Consider the following 18,773-nt stretch of genomic DNA (forward strand, 5'->3'; position numbering starts at 1 on the left):
ATTCAAAAATGTTTCGCTTAAATATAAAGAACCATACTTATATTGCTCTTGCCTATTTCTTTATGGCAGCCGCCCTGGGGATATTACTCCGGCTTTTTTATATAACCCCCATTGCGGCCAATTATAAATATATTATTCATACTCATTCCCATATAGCTTTATTAGGCTGGGTATATCTTGCACTAACCGCAATTATTTATCGATTGTTTTTTCATGGCACAAAGCTTTCAAAAAAATACCGGTATATTTTCCTGACCACTAATATTAGTTTGCTGGGAATGCTGTTTAGCTTTCCTTTTCAAGGTTATGCGGTAGTTTCTATTATTTTCTCTACGCTGTTTTTATTTTGCTCTTATTTTTTTACCGCTTATATTCTAAAAAACACACCTAAAAAACATCGCAATACTCACTATTATAAGCTAATAAAAGCCGCCTTATGGTATATGGTTTTCTCCAGTATTGGCCCCTGGGCTTTGGGCGCCATTATGAGTAGCCTTGGAAAAACCTCTATTTGGTATAAACTTTCTATTTATTTCTACCTACATTTTCAATACAATGCCTGGTTTTTACTAGCCATTCTGGGAATTGCCTTTTACCTATTCTATCAATTAAAATTTACATTTAATCCCAGCGAGTTTAAGCGATTTTTCTACTTACTAAATTCGGGAGTTATTTTAAGCTTCTTTCTTTCTACCTATTGGACAAATCCGCCTCTAATTTTTTATTTAGTAGGTGGTCTTGGTAGCCTTTTCCTGGTACTTGCCTTCTACAAGCTTTTTGCACTTATACTGCGGAATAAAATGAAATTAAAGCAAGGCCTTAGTCCTTTTATCTATAGAATTTTCCAACTTACCAGTGTATTATTGATTGGAAAAATAGTGATGCAAAGCCTTACGGCCATTCCCTTTTTTGCCGATTTAGCTTTTAAGAACCTGGACTTTGTTATTGGCTATTTGCACTGGGTTTTTCTTGGTTTTGTTTCAATCGCCTTATTCGGATTTTTAAACTGGTTGAAATTAATTAAGCTTCCCAAAAAAGCTTTCTATTTGTATTTGAGTGGCTTTTTAATTTCTGAAATGCTTATTTTTTACAAAGGATTGGTACTTTGGCTGGGCCTGCCTTTTTTTTAGCGATTACTTTCTAATATTGGTTTTGGTAAGTGCGCTGATTCCTGTGGCTACCGGATGGATTTTAGGCCTCAACTTAAAATCCAAATAAACCACTCATTATCAGAAGATATGACCTTTCTCATTTTTAATTACAGTAATTTTTAGCAGGTTTGTTTCACTTTAAAAGTTTAAGATGATTAAAGAAAGTATTTTGTTGGATTTTGGTGCTTCAAAAGAGACTTACCATAAAGGAGACCAGCTCTTTGGAGAGGGAGAAATTGCTCTTAATTTTTTTCAGATTATAAAAGGTGAAATTAAGATGAATAACTACAATGCTGATGGAAAAGAATTTATTCAGGGGCTGTTTGTAGATGGCGAAAGTTTTGGGGAGCCGCCGTTATTGGCAGATGTAAAATACCCTGCAAATGCCGAAGCTATTAAAACTTCAGAAGTCTTAAAATTACCTAAACGTAACTTTTTAGAATTACTCACAAAACATCCTGAAACCCATTTAAAGCTAACCCGAACCCTGGCAAAAAGATTATTCTATAAGGCAATTATGGTTTCTGAAATCTCGAGCCAGGATCCCGAACATAGAATTATAAGAATACTGGATTACCTTAAAAAATATGTACACCATATTGAAGGACCTTTTAAATTTAAAGTAAATCTAACCCGCCAGCAAATAGCCGATCTAACGGGGCTACGGGTAGAAACGGTGATAAGGGCCATGAAAGGACTGGAAAAGAAAGGCGAAATAAAAATTAAAAGCGGAAAAGTATATCGTTAAGCCCTCAATGAGGGCATTTAATTATTCCTGGCTTGACCCAGGGTTTTGATGATTTAAAAATCTTTTTTTGCTGAAATATATTTAATTCTCCAAACCGGAAGTAAAACCCATAAAATTAATACTCCAATTGAGGTAAATGCTCCTAAACCGGTTCCAAAAAATTGTTTAAATACCGCTCCCGTATACCCAAGCAAGGCAGAAATATCAAGTTTCAACAAAATAAGTATCCTCGAAAGGTCTATAGGGTTAAGCATACTGGCCACCAAAGAGAACTTATCTAAGGGATAATCCTGAAAATATACCAGGGAAAGCAAAAAGAGTCCGTCGTAAACCACGGCCAGGAAAAGCCAAAGTAAGATGGCCAGGCCAAAGCCTTTTATCTTGTTCTCGTAAGATAAGGCGATATTAAACGCCAGGGCAGTAAAAATAAAGCTTAGGAATACCCCCGAAACCAACAGGGAAACAAAATCCCAAATTGCCCCCGACTGGAATAAGCCGTAAATAATAAATGGCAAACCCAGGCCCAGAATAAGGCTGGCCGACAATGAGATGGCTACCCCAAGATATTGCCCGAGAAAAATAGAACTTCTTCTTACCGGCTGTGCCAGAAGCAGCTCTGTAAACTCCCGGGAATTATAAAAATACATCACTCCAAAAATGGTCCCAATAAGCGGTACCAAAACAATAATTACATTCATTAGGGTAATTACAGCATTGGAAAGGTCGTTATTTAAAAACAACAAAACCACTCCTAAAAGAAGGTAAAAGAAAAAGTATACGTAACTCCAGAGGCTACGCGAAAGGTCGTAAAAACTATATTTTAATATTTTAAGCATGGTTCCCGGTTAAGATGTTGGCAATAGCGTGTTCAAAATCTTTCTCTCCTGTAGATGTTTTAAGCTCTTCTACCGTTCCGTTAAAATAAATTTTACCTTCCAGTAGAAATACAATTCTATCTGATATTTCTTCTACAAAATTCATAATATGCGAAGTAATAAGAATGGTCTTGCCATTTTCTTTTTCCTGTTGGATAAGCTTTCGCAAACGAATAAGTGAAACGGGATCCAGCCCCGAGGTGGGCTCATCGAGAATAATTAGAGGGCTATTAAACATAAAGCATAAAACCAGGTTTACTTTTTGCTTGCTTCCTCCAGATAGATTGTTAAGTTTCTTTTGCAGAAATGGTTCCAACTTAAAAAGTTCTATTAGCTCCCAGTCACGAGCTTCCTTTCCGCGTAAATCTTTAATCATATCAATAAGCTCCTTTACTTTTAAATTTCCCGGAAAATTGGCTATTTGCGGTAAATAATCTATGTTTTCCCGGTAATTCCAGTGTTTTTTCACCCTTTGCCCATTTACTTCAATTTCTCCCTTTTGGGGTACTACCATCCCCAGGATACTTTTTATGAGTGTAGTTTTCCCCGAACCATTTGGCCCCAATACAGCTATAATTCCGCTTTCGGGAGTTTTAAGTTCAAGTCCGTTTAGCACCACCATGGAACCAAATTTTTTATGGAGGTTTGTTATGTTTACCATTGAATTCTTTTCATTAAGGGTTGATCATCAATGAGGTTGGCCGGGGTAAAAATAGGAGACACTTTCTCTGAAAAATCCAGTAAATCTATAAACGTACTTCTTAGCAGCACGATAGCCTCAGGGGTTTTGTTCACCAGGTAAGAAAAGAGGCTCACAGGCCTAAAAGGCACGTCCCCAATTCCATTTTTATCCAGGTCATAACCGGAATATCCACTCCAATAATTATTACTAAACTTATTGTTATTAAGTTTTCCGGTATAGGCAATATCAAAAGAATTATATAAAAAATTATTTCGCTGAAAATTGTTATCATATACCGCTCCCCGTATTCTTACTGCATACCCATTGTTCCTAAAATTGTTTTCAATATAATTTATACGGTTGGTATTATCGGCACTAATAGCGATGGTGTTATCTTCAAAAATATTATTTCTTAATTCTGAATCGTTTATTTCCTTTAAAAGAAGTCCGTAGGAAGCACTACCCCAGTTCTTTCTAAATTTATTATTGTGCATATCAATAAATTTAGAATACATAACCGCTACTCCGGCTCCGTTATTCTCAAAAACATTGCCCTTATACAAATCGTGGTCTGAAAACATAAAATGCAAACCATAGCGCAAGTTATCTTTACATAAATTATCAATAACCTCTGAGTTATTTACAAACTCTAAATAAATACCATCCCTAAGCCCAATTACCTGATTGTTTTTTACTGTTATTTTCTCTGATTTCCAGATATGCACGCCGTTTCCGGAAGTTGATTGACTTTTGGCATTACTGGTAATTTTGTTTCCCAAAATAATCCCTTCGGAAGCTCTTTCTAAGAGAATCCCGAAAAACACCTTATCAAGCCGATTGTTCTTTAGCTCAAAATTTTTGGAGTTGGAGACCAAAATACCCGCAAAATCACTGGTATGGCTTCTTCCAACATTAATAATCTTTAATCCTTCAACAGAAAAGTTTTCGGCTCTTATGCTTAAGGCAGTACCTTTCATTTGGGCGTCTATTACCGGAAGGCCTTCTCCAATAATGCTAATGGATTTATCGATAATACTTATATCATGCTCTTTATAAATTCCGCTTTTTATTTTGAGGATATCTCCATCCCTTGCCATATCTACGGCTGCCTGAATAGTCTTCACCTCACAGGTTTTACAGACTTCTATCTCCTGCGCCCGTGAAACCACTGAAGCAAAAACAAAAATTATAAAAAGAAAAAACCTGCACATAATATTAGTAACTGGTTATTACCGGTTCATTATTTAGAAAATTACTTTGTAATTCTTCCCAACTAAAAATCCCTTCGCCTCCTTTGTTAACTACATCACTCTCTTTTTTAAAAGCAGCCAAATTGCCGCCCATGGGAGATTTAATACTATCGTTTATCACAAAACCGGCCGTTTTCACATCTATCATCACTCCGGGCTGTTCAAAATTGGCCACAAGATAAACCGCCATATTATAGTCTTGCTGAAGCTGGTGGTTCACCATACATTCTATCGCATCATATTTATACTGCTTGCCTTTTTGGCTTACAGCCTGGGCAGCAAAAGCCTTGCTCACAATTGTCATTTCACAAAAATCACAATTGTCATTTCCGTAATTAATGGGTTGGGGTTTATTGCTGCAAGCCATTAATATCCCAAGCATAAAAAGGTAGATTATCTTTTTCATAGCTTTAATTTTTATTTAGCTCCATTGTTTTTGACTTCCTCCCAAGAAGCCATGCAACTAAAGTCAGCAACATTCCTATAAACATTAAATAGGCACCGGCCCTAGGGTAGGAATGTGCAGTGAAATTTAAAATTTTCTGAGACCCAAAGAGGGGTGGTTTGTAACTCAAAGGATTGCCTTCAGAATCGGTTAGCTTCATAATTGCCCTGGGATCCAGGTCTGTTCCATAATCGGTTAACCAATTATTAAAATCTATCATCCCTAAAACTCCCAAAACCGTCATTAAGATAAGCCATCCTAAAAACCATTTTGGCCCTATAATTTTAAAGAACCCTAGAATTCCCAGTAAGGCACCAAGTGTGGCCATCCCTCCAATTACAAGTGGAAAAGTATTGAATTCCCACATTTCTGCCGGGGTAGGAATCTTTTTCATTCCAATATAATGGTTAATCCCATCTATATTTTGAATATCAAATTCTTCTTCGCCCTCAATTCCACTTATATAAATATTCATCCCCAGAGGGTCAGGATATTGTGGAGCTTCCAACTGAATATTCCAAAGTGGGAAGATAAACAGGCCTAGCAGTAAAGCTGAACCGATTATCATTAAAGTTCCTGATTTTTTCATTTGTAATTGGGATTTTTAAAAGAAAGCGGGCAAACATACCATCCACCCGCCTTTCTCAATCTAAAAACAACCAGTTTTCAACTAAATAAACTAATTAATCTCTTCGTCATCCAAAGTCCATTTTAATGGCACATTTGAATTTTTACCGGAAACTCTTACATATCCCTGCATTTCCTGGTGTAAGGCCGAACAGAAATCTGTACAATAGAATGGCCATACGCCTTCTTTTTCAGGTTCCCAGGTAATTGTCTTTGTTTGTCCCGGCATTATTAAAAGCTCTGAAGTATTTGCACCAATCATAGCAAAGCCGTGGGGTACATCAAAATCCTGCTCAAGGTTGGTAACATGGAAGAATACTTTATCTCCTACTTTAATACCTTCCAGGTTATCTGGTGAGAAGTGACTTCTCACGGTAGTCATATACACATGAACTTCATTCCCTTCACGAACCATTTTAGTTTCAGATTCACTAATAGCGGCATATTCATGCTTGTTTTCATCCAAACGATAAATTTTCTTAGATTTCGATTTGATTTTCTCGGCAGGAATACCTGCAGCATAGTGGGGCTCTCCATGCGTTGGAAAATCTAAAAGAAGTTCCATTTTTTCTCCTGAAATATCATACAGTTGCGCAGAGTGTTCTAACTCGGGCCCGGTGGGCAAGTAACGATCTTTGGTTATTTTGTTCATAGAGATCATATACTTACCGTATGGCTCTCTAGAATTTCCTCCGGGAATCATAAGGTGACCAACAGAATAGTAACTTGGCTGCCTGTCTAAAACTTCCCAGGTTCCTAATTTCCATTTTACAACTTCAGAAGAGATAAAGAAAGTAGTATAGGCATTTCCTTTACCATCAAACTCGGTATGTAGTGGGCCTAAACCTCCTTCTTTAACTGTACCTGCCAAGGTAGAGTCGAAATTTAGCACCGGGATACCATACGCATCTCCATCAAAATCTTCATTCTCGATAGCCTTCAGCATTTTTGAAAAAGAATGAACGGTTAGATCTGTTGAAAGTTTTCCGTTACCTACAATATACTCTCCCGATGGGTCTACATCGCAACCATGAGGAGATTTTGGGGTTGGCATAAAGTAAACCGCTCCTTCCACTTCTCTCGGGTCTACGGTTAAAACTTTCTTTTCCATAGTAGTGGTAGCCGTTTGTGTGCTATGATCAAAAACATTATGCGCATATTCGGCATCTATTTCTTCCCCTCCTCCATTTTTTACATATTCCTGAATTTTCTTCCAGTTTACGGCAGCGATAAAATCTTTATCATTTTGTGAAGCGTTTACTTCCTGCATAGTATGGGCTTCTTCGGTATTATAAGTAGTAAAGAAGAACCATCCGTGGGAATCTCCGCGCCCGGGATGCGAAAGGTCGTAGTTAAAGCCCGGCATTTTTAGCTGAAAATCGATATTCATTCTACCGTTATCATCAATAGCAATAAAGGTAAGAGGGCCTTTAAAGTTTCCTTTCATTTGGTCTATAGCCATATCCTCTTGTGGATAAGGCACAGAAAAACGGGTACCTGCCACTACATATTCGGTATTTTCGGTAATGAACGAAGAAGAGTGGTTCCCGGCACTGTGGGGGATCTCAATAATTTCTTCGGTTTCAAAAGTTTCAAGACTAATACGCGCTATCCTTGGCGTATTATTTTCATTGATAAAAATCCAACGTCCGTCAAGTTCCCCTTCTGTTTGAGAAATATCGGGATGGTGGGCATCTCCCCAAGGCACAAAACCGAACGAAGTATTTAACATAGGCACTGTTTCTTCAGAATACCCATAACCATTGGTTGGGAATTGGGAAAAAACAGGAATCTCTTTTAGCAACCTTCCCGATGGTAAACCATAAACGGTTAGGTTACCGCTATAACCACCTGAGAGAAATGCATAATACTCGTCGTGCTCCCCCGGTGCTACATATACGCGCTCGGCTGCGTTGGAAGTAATGGCCCCCGATTTACTGCCCGAAGATCCATCATTACCACAAGACTGTAAAAAAAGGCCCAGGATTCCGAGGACGGTAATTTTAATTATATTTTTCATTAGATTAGGTTTTAATTTATTACTAGTTACTTGAAAATTAAATTGATTACTCTTTTGGTAAAATAACGTCTTCTACAACGTGTACCCAGCCATTGCTCACCTTAACAGTCCCTACAATCTTAGCTCCGCCTACCATAATATCTTCTCCTTCTTTACTAAGCTCTACATTCTCCCCCGATGCCATGTATAGGGAACGGCCTTTCTTTATATTCTTTTCAAGCATATCTATGGGATAGTTACTGGGGGCCACGTGGTTTGTAAGTATATAAGCAAGTTTAGACTTATTTTCAGTTTTTAATAGATTTTCAACCGTCCCATCGGGCAATTTATCGAAAGCAGTATTTGTGGGGGCAAAAACAGTAAGCGGCCCTACATTTACCAGCGCATTTTCAACACTGGCAGCTTCAACTGCAGCTACTAAAGTGGTATGATCTTTAGATTGCATTGCCAGGCGTAAGGCATTTGGTGTTTCACTATTGTCATCAATAAAGGCCTGGCCTTTATTGGCACTTGTAGTTTCTTCTGTGGTAGCAGCCTCTACTTTATCGCCTTTATTATTCTTACAGCCAATAAGAATAGTGACACTTAAGAGTAGAATACAGCTTAAGAAAAGGACATTTTTTTTCATGATTGGTTGGTTTAATTAAGTGTTGAGTTTTATTTCAATGGAGTTTATAATTCACTTAAACACCTAGTTTTCCTTATCATATTGTCTAAAATACTCTACAATAGCCCTGGCTTCATCTTCTTCAAGCCCCTGATTGGCCATAACGGCCATATTCGATTCTATAAGCAGCTTCTTGGCGATAGGATCTTTTTTAATCATTTCTTCAGGGTTAAGAATCATATTCATGATCCATTCTGGCGAGCGTCTTTCGGTTACCCCGGCAATTTCAGGACCTACAAACTTCTTATCCATTTTATGACAGGCAGAGCACATTTTTTTGAATATATCTGCTCCCCTGTTAGCCATTTCTGCATCTATGCTTTCGGGTAAAGCCATAGATTTAATTGGGCCAATGCCTTTATTTGACAGGTCGTTGCCCCCGGAAGCCTTTCCAGTTTCAACGTTTTCTTTTTTAGCTTTTGAACTGTAGCCCTCTAAACGAATATCTTCATCTTTATCCTTTTCAGAATTTCCGCAGGCTGCGAAAGAAAATATAAAGGCAATTGCCAATCCTATTTTTAAAGTAAATTTCATAATGATTGTTTTGAATTTCTGAAGTAAAATTACCAGCTATATTCATCCTTTTTTATGACTCCAATCATAAGAGAAATTAAATCAAATATGGGATTTGTCGTTTTAAACAATTCAAAACAAATCACTTACATTAATACAGGCATAAAAAGACTGTCTTAAATTTTAATACTTTAACCTTAAAGAAGGCGATGAAGATTAGCAAAAATGAATAAGACAGAAGTAAGTAAATTAGCTTTTGGTATTATATTTTTTAGCTTGCGTAAACCGATAAATTAAGTAGAAAATTGAAGTAGGAAAATTTAAAAATGACCAATATAAAGAATATCTACAGTCATTAATTTCATTAAATAAAAGGTTTTGGAGCTTATGTTCATTATTTATGTAAGCTCTCGGAGAAAGATAGATTTTTTAAGCTTACAAAAGCAACAAGGGAGCTATAATGCCCACCCTCACTTCATTTCTATTATAGTTTGCGGCTCCCAGTTCTTTTACAGCATAGTTTGAATAATCATAATACCTACCAATATAGGCCAGAAAAAACCTGATATCAATTTTCTTAAACGGACTATAGTATAAGGTAGGAACCATCCCGTAGCTTCTTCTCATGTGTTTACGATCGCTTGTAACATTAGAATAGGCGCTACTGGTCATTAAACTTAATAAGCCTTTAAATTTTGAATTAAATTGATATTCGGCCCTAAACCAGTTTTCAATATACAGTACGTCTTCTGCAATAGATTCATCTGCAAAAATTTCGGTTACAATACCTTTGGTATCTACTTCTTCGAAACTGTAATTAAAATCATACATTAAGCTGAAGTTTCGGTTTTGATATTTATTCCCTAAAGTAAAAAAGTAGGTTCCTCTGTTTTTTACCTGGTTAGAATAGCTAAGGCTGTAAATAGTTTGAAATTTACCATCAAAAAAACTTCCGCGCCAGTTTCCAACCACCGCTACCGGCCAATCGGGTTCCTGGATATTTTCAGCAACAACATCGCCATAAATATCTTCGTAATGCATTGTACGGGAATTTAGCACCTGAAAACCAAACTTATGCCCTCCTAAAGGTTTATAGGTAATACCGGCACCGGTTACAAAGGCTAAAGCATTGCTTTGAATATCGTTATACTCCAACACCTCAAGAGCTTTAAATTCATATTCATAACCTCCGTAAAAAGCATAGGTTTTTCCCAATATAATATCTACAGTAGGACTAAGCTTAATATCCAGATAAGCCAACTCTATATTACTTCCCAACTGGTCCAGGCTTTGTACATCACTACCTTTATTAAAACGATTCCTAAAGCTAAAATCAATCCTATCGTGTAATTTTGCTGAAAATCCCATTGCTGTGAATCCATTCTCAAACTGTATCCCATTATAATAGCGGTCGCCGCCCCTAAAAGTATACGCCTGAAACTCGGTACGCATATCAAAAGTTATATTCAAATTTTCTAAAAGGCTTTTCTTTTCCAAAGAGATAAGAGGTTCTTTCAAACTATCTTTTACCTGTGAAAACCCAAAAAAGGGAGTTAATAATAGCACAGTTATCAGAAAAGACTTTAGCATACAGATTAGAGATTTAAAATTTTAAGCTTTAGGGTTGAACATTTTTTTCTCAATAGGTTTATTTAAAAACAAAAAACTATCAGAAAATTACCTCGGAACAAGTCCACGAGGCATTCGTTGGAAACAACTTTTTAATTTCGAAGCAAGCTTCAGGGTATTATAGCCTTTGGCAATGCTACTAAAGCATCTTTATTAAATCTACTAAAATTTTATGGAAATATTACTCTTATCCACATATTTCACAAATTCTGTTGCATTTGTATTTTCAGACATTCCTTAATCAAAAAAAGGGTTCAGAATTCTCTCAAATCCTAAACCCTTCTTATTTATTTTGAAATATCGCAGCCTAAAATTAAAAATTAACAGGCAAATTTCTATTCCTTTTGATTAAGAAGATTTCCTTAAAAATTATAAATCTATTTAGTTAGTCTTTCAAAATAAGGCAGTTCATCTAAATCAGCCTGGACCACTTTTTTTGTAGGCCCTTTAATTATTTTACCCGAAGAATCTTCCCATTTTCCCTTTGGGAAATGGACTATTCGTTCTCTTTTCCCCTTTTCTAAAACCGGCGCTACCAAAACCTTATCACCTAACATAAACTGATCTTTTACCAGTTCAAACCCCTTGTTTGGAAAGCTATATTCCATGGTACGAACAATTGGCTCCCCCGTTTTAGAAGATTCTTTGGCTAGTTGCATAATATAAGGTGTAAACTCTTTTCGTAAAGCTACACTCTCTTGTACGGCCTGTAAGTGTTCCTTATCTAAAATACGCCAGGGAGCCACTGAAAACTGCATCATAGGCATTAAGGCATGTACCTGTGCCGAACGCACAATAAGCTCCTGGTCTATAGTTTCGGCATTAAGAAATGAAGAAAACTCACCACCTCCTATCATATCGGGTGCACTGTAGGCATATCCCATTAACCCCTGTACGGTAATATTGGGAATTAAAGTAGAAAGATCTCCCCACCTATGTCCTTTATCACTAAGGCGTTGTGCCAGAGGTTGTCCTCCCATTTTCCACATCGCACGATATTCATTTAAAGGAAAATCGAGACCTATTTCCCCAAAAAGTTTAGCATGCTCATTCGGGCTGGTATTTGGCTTGTGGGAAACAAGTACATCGGGATAAAAATTAAAATCGCCAGCATCAAGTTTAAAACCGTCTACGCCATAATTTTCCTGGAGGTATTCTAACTCCCCCTTAAACCATTTTTTGGCGGCAGGGTTAGAAAAGTCTAATAAAGCACTCACCCCATTCCACCAATAGATCATAGCAGGTTCGTTTGGTGGAAGCAGCCTTGTTTCTGTGTTTTTTTCTTTCCCGGGATTTGTTAAAAACAATTCTTTTTTTGCTAAATCTCTGTAAACGTCACTATCGGGACTTACAAAAGGACATACCCATAACATTACTTTAAAACCAAGATCATGCAGTTCATCTATCATAGCTTTAGGGTTTGGAAATCTACCTTCGTGAAAATTCCACTTCCCATAATCTTCCTGCCAGTTATCGTCTATCATTAGCACTCCCGGAGGCAACCCATTATCTATGATTGAGTGGGCGTATTCTAAAATATCTTCTTGATTTTGATTATACATGAGCTCTATCCAGGTATTATACTGCGGAGCTTTAAAAAGCAATTCGTCAGGTAATTCCCCGGTAGAAGGGAAGAAATTTTCAGAAGCATACTTATAAGCCTCTTTTAAGTTCTTGCCAGCATTAATAACCTTAATATCTCTTCTCGCATCCAGTTCTATGATGTCTTCAGAAACACTAAATTTAAAAGGTTCTTCAGACCATATTACCCGACCCTTACTGGAAACCAATAAAGGTTGTACCTGATTGTATTTGTTGATTCCATACATATTAAAAGAATAACCGGAAGAAAAAGGCATGCGATGTCCGTCGCTAACCGCCCCACCCCACCAGGATTCATTTTTAAGGATTTTTACTTCTTTACTATTTTGAGCCTGGGCTGAAAAACTAAAAAAGCTGAGTAAAACAAGACATAGAATAGTTGTTCTATAAAGCTTTTGAGATTGTTTTTGATTCATACTTATTTCTCTTAATAATTTGTTTGACTGGGTCTTTAATTTAAATTTTAGAATTTTTGCTTATATTTTATTTGCTAAAGTATGCTTCCATTTAATTATCCTTATTGGGTAATGCTTCTTTAATAGGTGCAAAATAGATTCCTTTATCTGTCCATGTTTCCAAAAGCGCAGGAAGCCGGCTCATAAACCTATTAAAATCTTTCTGCTTAGGTTGGGTCCAACCTACTTCTGCATAGGCCGCAATACGAGGAAAAACCATATAATCCATATAACCACTGGTAGGGATCCACTCTCCCCACATTTGGGCACCTGTACCTATAACATTATTGTGATATTGTGTTTCTAAACTTTCAGGAATCGGGTTAAAATTATAAGCTCTTTCCAAAGAAATATTGCTATAAGAATAATCGAGGTAGGTTTCGGTATGTAAAGAATTAACAATTTCATATCCTTCAGCAGCTGCCTCTGTCATTAACTTGATATCGCCACGCCAAAAGTGTACTACAGAACTTTTAGACAATTCCTCTTCTGCTGCTTTATCCTTTTTGGCCTGATATTCGTGAATGTTCTGCCCTAAAATCTCGTTCCAGCCCATCATCTTACGCCCTTTACTTTCTAAATATTGGGAAATTCTATTGGTAAAAGCTACTTGTAAATCGGCAAAAGTATTTAGATTATTTTCCTTCATATAATTTTTAATCATCGCCGATTGTTCCCAATGCTCATACTTGGCTTCATCGCCACCAATATGGATTACTTTTGAAGGAAACAGCGCCATTACCTCATCCAATACATCGGTAAGAAACTCGTAAACCTTTGGATCGGCTACATTAAAAATATCTTCGCTAACCCCAAAATTAATCGGCACCTCTATTTCCTCTCCCGAAGAGCCCAACCAGGGATATGCAGCGATTGCTGCAGAAGCGTGCCCGGGCATTTCAATTTCAGGAACCACCGTGATATACCGATCTTCGGCATATTTTATAATCTCTTTAATTTCTTCCTGGGTATAAAAACCTTCATGGGGTTCTCCAGATTGTATGGGGCTATTCCATTTTCGGGGACCAACCTGTGTACTTGCCCTCTTAGATCCAATTTCGGTAAGTAAAGGATATTTTTTAATTTCAATACGCCAGCCCTGGTCATCTACCAAATGCCAGTGAAAAACGTTCATTTTTAACCTTGCCATCTCGTCTAGCAACTTCTTCACCTGTGTTATACCTTTAAAATACCTGGCTTCATCCAGCATAAATGCCCTCCATTCAAAACGCGGGGCGTCGGTAATTTCAACATAGCTCAAAACATGATCTTTATTGGTTTTTAGCATTTGAAGTAGCGTTTGTAGCCCATAAAAAAGGCCCTGTTCGCTTGCTGCGGAAATTTTCACCCCTTTTTTGTCTATGAGTAAATTGTAGCCTCCTTTAGATTTAGTCTCTATTTTATTATCTAAAATAAAATGTACGTTGGCTGAAGACTTACTTTTGGCGAGTGTAATATTTCCTTCAAAATTATCCTGTAATGCTTCTGAAGCATATTCCAATAATGGGTTTAGGGTTTCTTTATTTATCCTTAAGCTCAATTTATTTTTGTGCGCAAAGTTTCCTTCAGTTTTAATCATTTTATTGGGCTGCGGAATTACCTGAAAAGCATCATCTTGTGCTATCGATACAAATGGTAACATAAGCAACAGGGAGTAGCCCAGGAATCTGAGGGATTTAATCATATCTTAGGGTTTTACTAATTTTATTCTGCGTTAGCCATTAATCTTCGGTTACTTTACTATCCCACCAATTTTTATTAGGGCTAAAGTCTTTAGAAAGCACTTTTTTTCGTTCTGCTTCCAGATTTGGCAACAGATTATTTACTTTCTTTTCGTACAACTCTTCGGCTAATTCAGGGTCGTGCATTGGATCTTTTTCTGGTTTCTTTGCGGCAACTTCTTTTAGAAATTCTTCTAACTCCTTCCGCATTTTTGAAGTAATCTCCGGGCTTTCTGATGCAACATCATTTTGTTCTCCGGGATCGATATTTAAGTTATATAACTCATCTCTATCATCTTCGTAATAATGGATTAATTTCCAATCTTTTTTCCGAATAATGGAAGAAGGCTCGCCCCCCTGATTTCCGTAATGCGGATAATGCCAATAAAGGTTCCTATCGGCAATCTTTTTACCTTCCAATAATGGTTTTAGGCTTTTCCCATCTTTATGCTGATTTGGCAATAGATCGGTATTCGCAAAATCAAGCAGTGTTGGGTAAAAGTCGGTGCCTGTTACAGGCTCCTCTATCTTTTTGGGAGCATCTTTCATCCAGGGAACTTTAATAAAGAAAGGTTCTCTTATACCTCCTTCCCATTGGTAGCCTTTCCCCCCACGTAATGGCAAATTTGAAGTAGAAAAGGAATCTCCGGAAGCCACACCACCATTATCTGAAGTAAAAACAACAATTGTATTATCGGCTATTCCCAATTCCTGTAATTTATCTAAAACCAGGCCTACAGCATCGTCCATTTGTTCTACAAGCCCCGCATAGATAGGATTATCCTGAACAGTACGAATAGGAAGTACGCGCTCCATTTCGTACCCACTTTCTTTGATTCCTAATTTTTCTGCTTTATTACGGTATTTTTCCCATTTTTTTTCGGTAGTCTGAATGGGGCCGTGAACAGCATAAAACGAAAGAAAAGCGAAAAAAGGCTCGTCTTTATTTGCTGTCATAAAATCTGAAGTTTCCCTGGCCAGGCGCATAGAGAGATTTTCGGCTTTTTCCCGGTTTGGAAGTTTAGGATTTTCCCAAGGAGAAAAATAACCACCTATTGGTGTCCCAACATCCCAGCCTCCTTTATTAATTTCAAATCCGTGATCTTCAGGATAAGAGCCTTCGTCTCCTAAATGCCACTTCCCGGCAAAAAAAGTTTTATAACCGGCATCACGCATAGCTTCTGCCAAACTTGTATCTTTTTTGGGTAATTGATGAACATAATCTGCGGGCAGCAGTTTACTATTCCTACCAAGTCTACGCCAATCTTTACCTGTAGCCTCACCAATCCAATTTGTAACCCCATGACGGGCTGTAAATTTACCGGTCATAATACTGGCACGGGCAGGACTACAAACCCTACTGGCAGAATACCCCTGAGTAAAGATAGTACCTTCATGAGCTATACGATCTATATTAGGTGTTTCATAAAAATCACTTCCGGTAACACTAAGATCGTGAAGCCCCATATCATCTACAAGAATAAAGACTATGTTGGGATTTTTATTATTTTCTTTGTTAGAATCATCTGAAGCTTTGTCATTATAATTTTTACAGCTTAGAATAACTAAACTTAGCAAAAGCCCACTTAATAAAACTTTCGTTTTGTTAGATTTTAGGAGAGAAATCATGCGTTTGTATTTAGTTTGATATTTTAACTCGTAAAAATATCATAATATAGTTATACCTCCTAACATGGTTTCCTATAAAATCACAAAAGCGGAGAATTGATTCTTCCCTCCCTTATTCTTTCACTAAAAGATCAACACCTACCGGGTAGTGGTCTGATAAATATTCGGTTTCCCCTTCATTAAATATAAATGCATCCACTACTTTATCCAGCATCCCGGATGGCAAAAAAATGTAGTCAATTCTTTCTTCAATTTTTGAGCGCACACTCTTATGTTTTGAAACATTCATTAAAATTGGGCTAGGGAATGTAGCACGCTTATTTGCCGCTATATACTCACGACATATATCAACTAATGGGTATGATAAAAACATAGAAATTGTTGAATAATCAAATCTTCCTTCTATTAAGTTTTCACTATTATTTCCTCCATAATTCTGTAGTAATTTAGTTGCATTTCCCTCCATATAATCGGCATCCATAGGTGAATGCGCATTCATATCGCCCATTAATAAAAAGTTGTCCAAACCTTTATCCTGGATATAGTTTACGATAAAATTGGCTTCCTGCAACCTTTCTTTTGTGTTAGATGGATTTAAGTGTGTCACTAAAAAATCGAAGCCATAGGTTTCAACATGTAAAAGACCGTGACCAACATTTGCAACGATTTTGTTCTTTATATTTATTGGTTTTTTTGAAGTTATTCCCACAGGATAACCATCTTCTTTAACAATTGCTGCGTAGGAATGCCCCCATTTCTTAGCCAATGCAATTAAACTTTCCTGAGTAAAATTATTAAGTTCCTGCATTGCCAATACTTCGGGATCCTGACTCTTAACCCAGGCTATGAAACGACCTTGTCGTTCTACATCTTTCCCCCAATTAAAACCATTAAAGATATTATAAGATATAATTCGAATCTTCTTTACATCAGGTTTCCAATACCTTTCTAAAGAATCAGTATTAACCTGAGCTTGAGATTGGTTAAAACACACCGAAAATATCAGAAAAATCAATGTAGAAAATAAAGGCTTTATCATTGAACTGTTTTTTGCTTTTGTTAAAATCTATTTTGAAATCATTGTGCTCTCTTATTCCTTCTCAAAAATCTTTATTTGTTCCCATTCCTGAGCATTCAATGGTGCATCATTTTGTTGCTTAGTTCCTGAAGTACTTCTACCATTCTCAATTATTGAAGTCATGAGCGCTTTCAATTCTTTGCTTTTTTCCGGTTTCTTTTCATATAAATTATGCTCCTCCCCAGGGTCTGATTCTATATTATACAATTGAAATACGGGTAGGTCTTTTACCTCTTTAGATCCTGGTACAGGATCGCTCCAGCCTCCCGAACCAGGGGCAAAAATCATTTTCCAGTTTCCTTTTCTAATCGCAAAAGTTCCGTTTACCGAGTGGTGAACCGTAGCTTTCCTTTTATAATTAGATGTGGTTTCTTTAGAGAACAGCGGTAGCATTGAAAAGCTATCTTCCCCTTCATTATCCTTTAAATCAACCTCCAGGATATCTGCTGCTGTGGCTAAAAAATCTGTTGAGCTTATAGTGATATCTGAAGTAGACTTTTGTTCTATATGAGCAGGCCATTTTACAATAAACGGAACACGATGTCCTCCATCAAAAATATCTGCTTTATGCCCCCGGTACAGATAACTGGATTGGTGCTTTTTCTCCCTAAGTACTTCTAAATTTGCACTTGGAGCCGGACCATTGTCACTGGTAAAAACTATTAGGGTATTGTCTTCTATTCCAGCCTCTTTCACTGCTTGAGAGAGTTGCCCCATATAGAAATCAATCTCCATAACAAAATCACCGTATGGATTTAAACCACTCTTCCCTCTCCACTCACCGGTGGGCAGAATTGGCGTATGTGGCGAAGGCAGTGCCAAATACAAATAGAAAGGACTTTTCTTTTTAGAACTTTGTTTTACATATTTAATTGCTCTTTCAAAGAAATTGGGCGTAACATCTTCGTGTTCAAAATCGGCTCCAGTAGGGCCCGACCTCCAAAACTCATAAGAGTCTTTGTTTTCGGTAATGGTATCGGGCAATGCCGTAATGATATCGTTTTCAACATATACATAAGGTGCCATATCCAGAGAAGCGGCATGTGCATAGTAATAGTTAAACCCCAAATCTTTTGGTGAATTTTTTATTGGTTTTGAGAAGTCAATATTATCAAAATCCCGCAAATCCCAACCTGCACCCAGAGAATCTCCAGTTTTTAAGGCCCAATTCCAACCCAAATGCCATTTACCTATAAAAGCAGTATTATAGCCCTGTTTTGTAAGCAAGGATGCGATTGTTGTTCTATCGTTAGGAATTAGTGGCTCGGAAGCGCCCGTGAGGACCCCGCTTTTTAAAGGACTTCTCCAGTTATACCTCCCGGTTAGGATACCATAACGAGTGGGAGTACAAACTGAGGAAGAGGTATGTGCATCGGTAAACTTTATACCCTCAGCTGCCAACTTATCTATATGGGGAGTCTTTATCTTAGACTGGGGATTAAATACCTGAATATCTCCATACCCTAAATCATCGGCTAGCACATAAATAATATTTGGAGCTTTTTGCTGAACTTGATTTTCCTTTTTATCGGACTTACAACCAAAAACAAGAAGGCTAAAAAACCCAACCAGGCTTATTTTTAAAATACTTTTTTTCATTGTTATTATTATAATTCGAAATTAGCTTCCCACCTTACAACACGTGGGATGCAACCATGTAGTTACCCGCTTTAAGTCCATT

The 18,773-nt window shown here is 37.2% G+C and carries 16 protein-coding genes; 2 read left to right on the plus strand and 14 right to left on the minus strand.

Annotated elements, in window-relative coordinates:
* Positions 1-8: 8 nt before the first annotated feature.
* Positions 9-1,130, plus strand: a complete 1,122-nt coding sequence (locus I6U49_RS03940) for a hypothetical protein (RefSeq protein ID WP_198627659.1) — start codon at positions 9-11, stop codon at positions 1,128-1,130.
* A gap of 172 nt (positions 1,131-1,302) precedes the next feature.
* Positions 1,303-1,899 carry a Crp/Fnr family transcriptional regulator gene (locus tag I6U49_RS03945; RefSeq protein ID WP_193711176.1) on the plus strand — a complete coding sequence of 199 codons (597 nt, stop codon included), beginning with the start codon at positions 1,303-1,305 and terminating at the stop codon, positions 1,897-1,899.
* Between the two features lie 53 nt (positions 1,900-1,952).
* On the opposite strand, the gene I6U49_RS03950 is transcribed toward I6U49_RS03945, so the two are convergent.
* The 14 genes from I6U49_RS03950 to I6U49_RS04015 all read right to left on the minus strand — a co-directional run bounded on the left by I6U49_RS03950 (position 1,953) and on the right by I6U49_RS04015 (position 18,691).
* On the minus strand, positions 1,953-2,735 hold the full coding sequence (locus I6U49_RS03950; RefSeq protein ID WP_198627660.1) for an ABC transporter permease: 783 nt from the start codon (positions 2,733-2,735) through the stop codon (positions 1,953-1,955).
* Complete coding sequence (locus I6U49_RS03955) at positions 2,728-3,435, minus strand: ABC transporter ATP-binding protein (RefSeq protein WP_198627661.1); 708 nt, start codon at positions 3,433-3,435, stop codon at positions 2,728-2,730. The genes I6U49_RS03950 and I6U49_RS03955 overlap by 8 nt, the downstream gene beginning before the upstream one ends.
* Positions 3,429-4,667, minus strand: a complete 1,239-nt coding sequence (nosD, locus tag I6U49_RS03960; RefSeq protein ID WP_198627662.1) for a nitrous oxide reductase family maturation protein NosD — start codon at positions 4,665-4,667, stop codon at positions 3,429-3,431. The genes I6U49_RS03955 and nosD overlap by 7 nt, the downstream gene beginning before the upstream one ends.
* A gap of 4 nt (positions 4,668-4,671) precedes the next feature.
* A complete protein-coding gene (locus I6U49_RS03965; RefSeq protein WP_198627663.1) occupies positions 4,672-5,112 on the minus strand; it encodes a nitrous oxide reductase accessory protein NosL in 441 nt (146 codons plus the stop codon).
* A gap of 4 nt (positions 5,113-5,116) precedes the next feature.
* Complete coding sequence (locus I6U49_RS03970; RefSeq protein WP_198627664.1) at positions 5,117-5,740, minus strand: hypothetical protein; 624 nt, start codon at positions 5,738-5,740, stop codon at positions 5,117-5,119.
* A 90-nt stretch (positions 5,741-5,830) separates the two neighbouring features.
* Positions 5,831-7,798 carry a Sec-dependent nitrous-oxide reductase gene (gene nosZ / locus I6U49_RS03975; RefSeq protein WP_198627665.1) on the minus strand — a complete coding sequence of 656 codons (1,968 nt, stop codon included), beginning with the start codon at positions 7,796-7,798 and terminating at the stop codon, positions 5,831-5,833.
* Positions 7,799-7,844: 46 nt separating this feature from the next.
* Positions 7,845-8,426, minus strand: a complete 582-nt coding sequence (locus I6U49_RS03980; protein ID WP_198627666.1) for a fasciclin domain-containing protein — start codon at positions 8,424-8,426, stop codon at positions 7,845-7,847.
* Positions 8,427-8,489: 63 nt separating this feature from the next.
* Entirely contained in the window at positions 8,490-8,999 is a 510-nt protein-coding gene (locus I6U49_RS03985; RefSeq protein ID WP_193711184.1) for a c-type cytochrome, read from the minus strand.
* Between the two features lie 414 nt (positions 9,000-9,413).
* The gene (locus tag I6U49_RS03990) at positions 9,414-10,496 is read right to left on the minus strand and encodes a porin (RefSeq protein WP_232804629.1); all 1,083 of its coding nucleotides are present in this window, start codon (positions 10,494-10,496) and stop codon (positions 9,414-9,416) included.
* Between the two features lie 488 nt (positions 10,497-10,984).
* Positions 10,985-12,625, minus strand: coding sequence for a glycoside hydrolase family 31 protein (locus I6U49_RS03995; protein ID WP_198627668.1), 1,641 nt, complete (start codon positions 12,623-12,625; stop codon positions 10,985-10,987).
* Positions 12,626-12,716: 91 nt separating this feature from the next.
* The gene (locus I6U49_RS04000; RefSeq protein WP_198627669.1) at positions 12,717-14,348 is read right to left on the minus strand and encodes a beta-N-acetylhexosaminidase; all 1,632 of its coding nucleotides are present in this window, start codon (positions 14,346-14,348) and stop codon (positions 12,717-12,719) included.
* A 37-nt stretch (positions 14,349-14,385) separates the two neighbouring features.
* Positions 14,386-16,014, minus strand: a complete 1,629-nt coding sequence (locus tag I6U49_RS04005) for a sulfatase (protein WP_198627670.1) — start codon at positions 16,012-16,014, stop codon at positions 14,386-14,388.
* Positions 16,015-16,126: 112 nt separating this feature from the next.
* Positions 16,127-17,053 carry an endonuclease/exonuclease/phosphatase family protein gene (locus I6U49_RS04010; RefSeq protein ID WP_198627671.1) on the minus strand — a complete coding sequence of 309 codons (927 nt, stop codon included), beginning with the start codon at positions 17,051-17,053 and terminating at the stop codon, positions 16,127-16,129.
* A gap of 51 nt (positions 17,054-17,104) precedes the next feature.
* A complete protein-coding gene (locus tag I6U49_RS04015) occupies positions 17,105-18,691 on the minus strand; it encodes a sulfatase family protein (RefSeq protein WP_198627672.1) in 1,587 nt (528 codons plus the stop codon).
* Between the last annotated feature and the right edge of the window lie 82 nt (positions 18,692-18,773).

This window comes from Salegentibacter maritimus (assembly GCF_016236915.1).
Classification (GTDB): domain Bacteria; phylum Bacteroidota; class Bacteroidia; order Flavobacteriales; family Flavobacteriaceae; genus Salegentibacter; species Salegentibacter maritimus.

Coding starts and splice junctions, on each gene's coding strand:
- I6U49_RS03985 (WP_193711184.1), bottom strand. CDS start 8,999: ATGAAATTTACTTTAAAAATAGGATTGGCAATTGCCTTTATATTTTCT.
- I6U49_RS03945 (WP_193711176.1), top strand. CDS start 1,303: ATGATTAAAGAAAGTATTTTGTTGGATTTTGGTGCTTCAAAAGAGACT.
- I6U49_RS03955 (WP_198627661.1), bottom strand. CDS start 3,435: ATGGTAAACATAACAAACCTCCATAAAAAATTTGGTTCCATGGTGGTG.
- nosZ (WP_198627665.1), bottom strand. CDS start 7,798: ATGAAAAATATAATTAAAATTACCGTCCTCGGAATCCTGGGCCTTTTT.
- I6U49_RS03995 (WP_198627668.1), bottom strand. CDS start 12,625: ATGAATCAAAAACAATCTCAAAAGCTTTATAGAACAACTATTCTATGT.
- I6U49_RS04005 (WP_198627670.1), bottom strand. CDS start 16,014: ATGATTTCTCTCCTAAAATCTAACAAAACGAAAGTTTTATTAAGTGGG.
- I6U49_RS03950 (WP_198627660.1), bottom strand. CDS start 2,735: ATGCTTAAAATATTAAAATATAGTTTTTACGACCTTTCGCGTAGCCTC.
- I6U49_RS03970 (WP_198627664.1), bottom strand. CDS start 5,740: ATGAAAAAATCAGGAACTTTAATGATAATCGGTTCAGCTTTACTGCTA.
- I6U49_RS03940 (WP_198627659.1), top strand. CDS start 9: ATGTTTCGCTTAAATATAAAGAACCATACTTATATTGCTCTTGCCTAT.
- I6U49_RS04000 (WP_198627669.1), bottom strand. CDS start 14,348: ATGATTAAATCCCTCAGATTCCTGGGCTACTCCCTGTTGCTTATGTTA.
- I6U49_RS04010 (WP_198627671.1), bottom strand. CDS start 17,053: ATGATAAAGCCTTTATTTTCTACATTGATTTTTCTGATATTTTCGGTG.
- I6U49_RS03980 (WP_198627666.1), bottom strand. CDS start 8,426: ATGAAAAAAAATGTCCTTTTCTTAAGCTGTATTCTACTCTTAAGTGTC.
- I6U49_RS04015 (WP_198627672.1), bottom strand. CDS start 18,691: ATGAAAAAAAGTATTTTAAAAATAAGCCTGGTTGGGTTTTTTAGCCTT.
- I6U49_RS03965 (WP_198627663.1), bottom strand. CDS start 5,112: ATGAAAAAGATAATCTACCTTTTTATGCTTGGGATATTAATGGCTTGC.
- nosD (WP_198627662.1), bottom strand. CDS start 4,667: ATGTGCAGGTTTTTTCTTTTTATAATTTTTGTTTTTGCTTCAGTGGTT.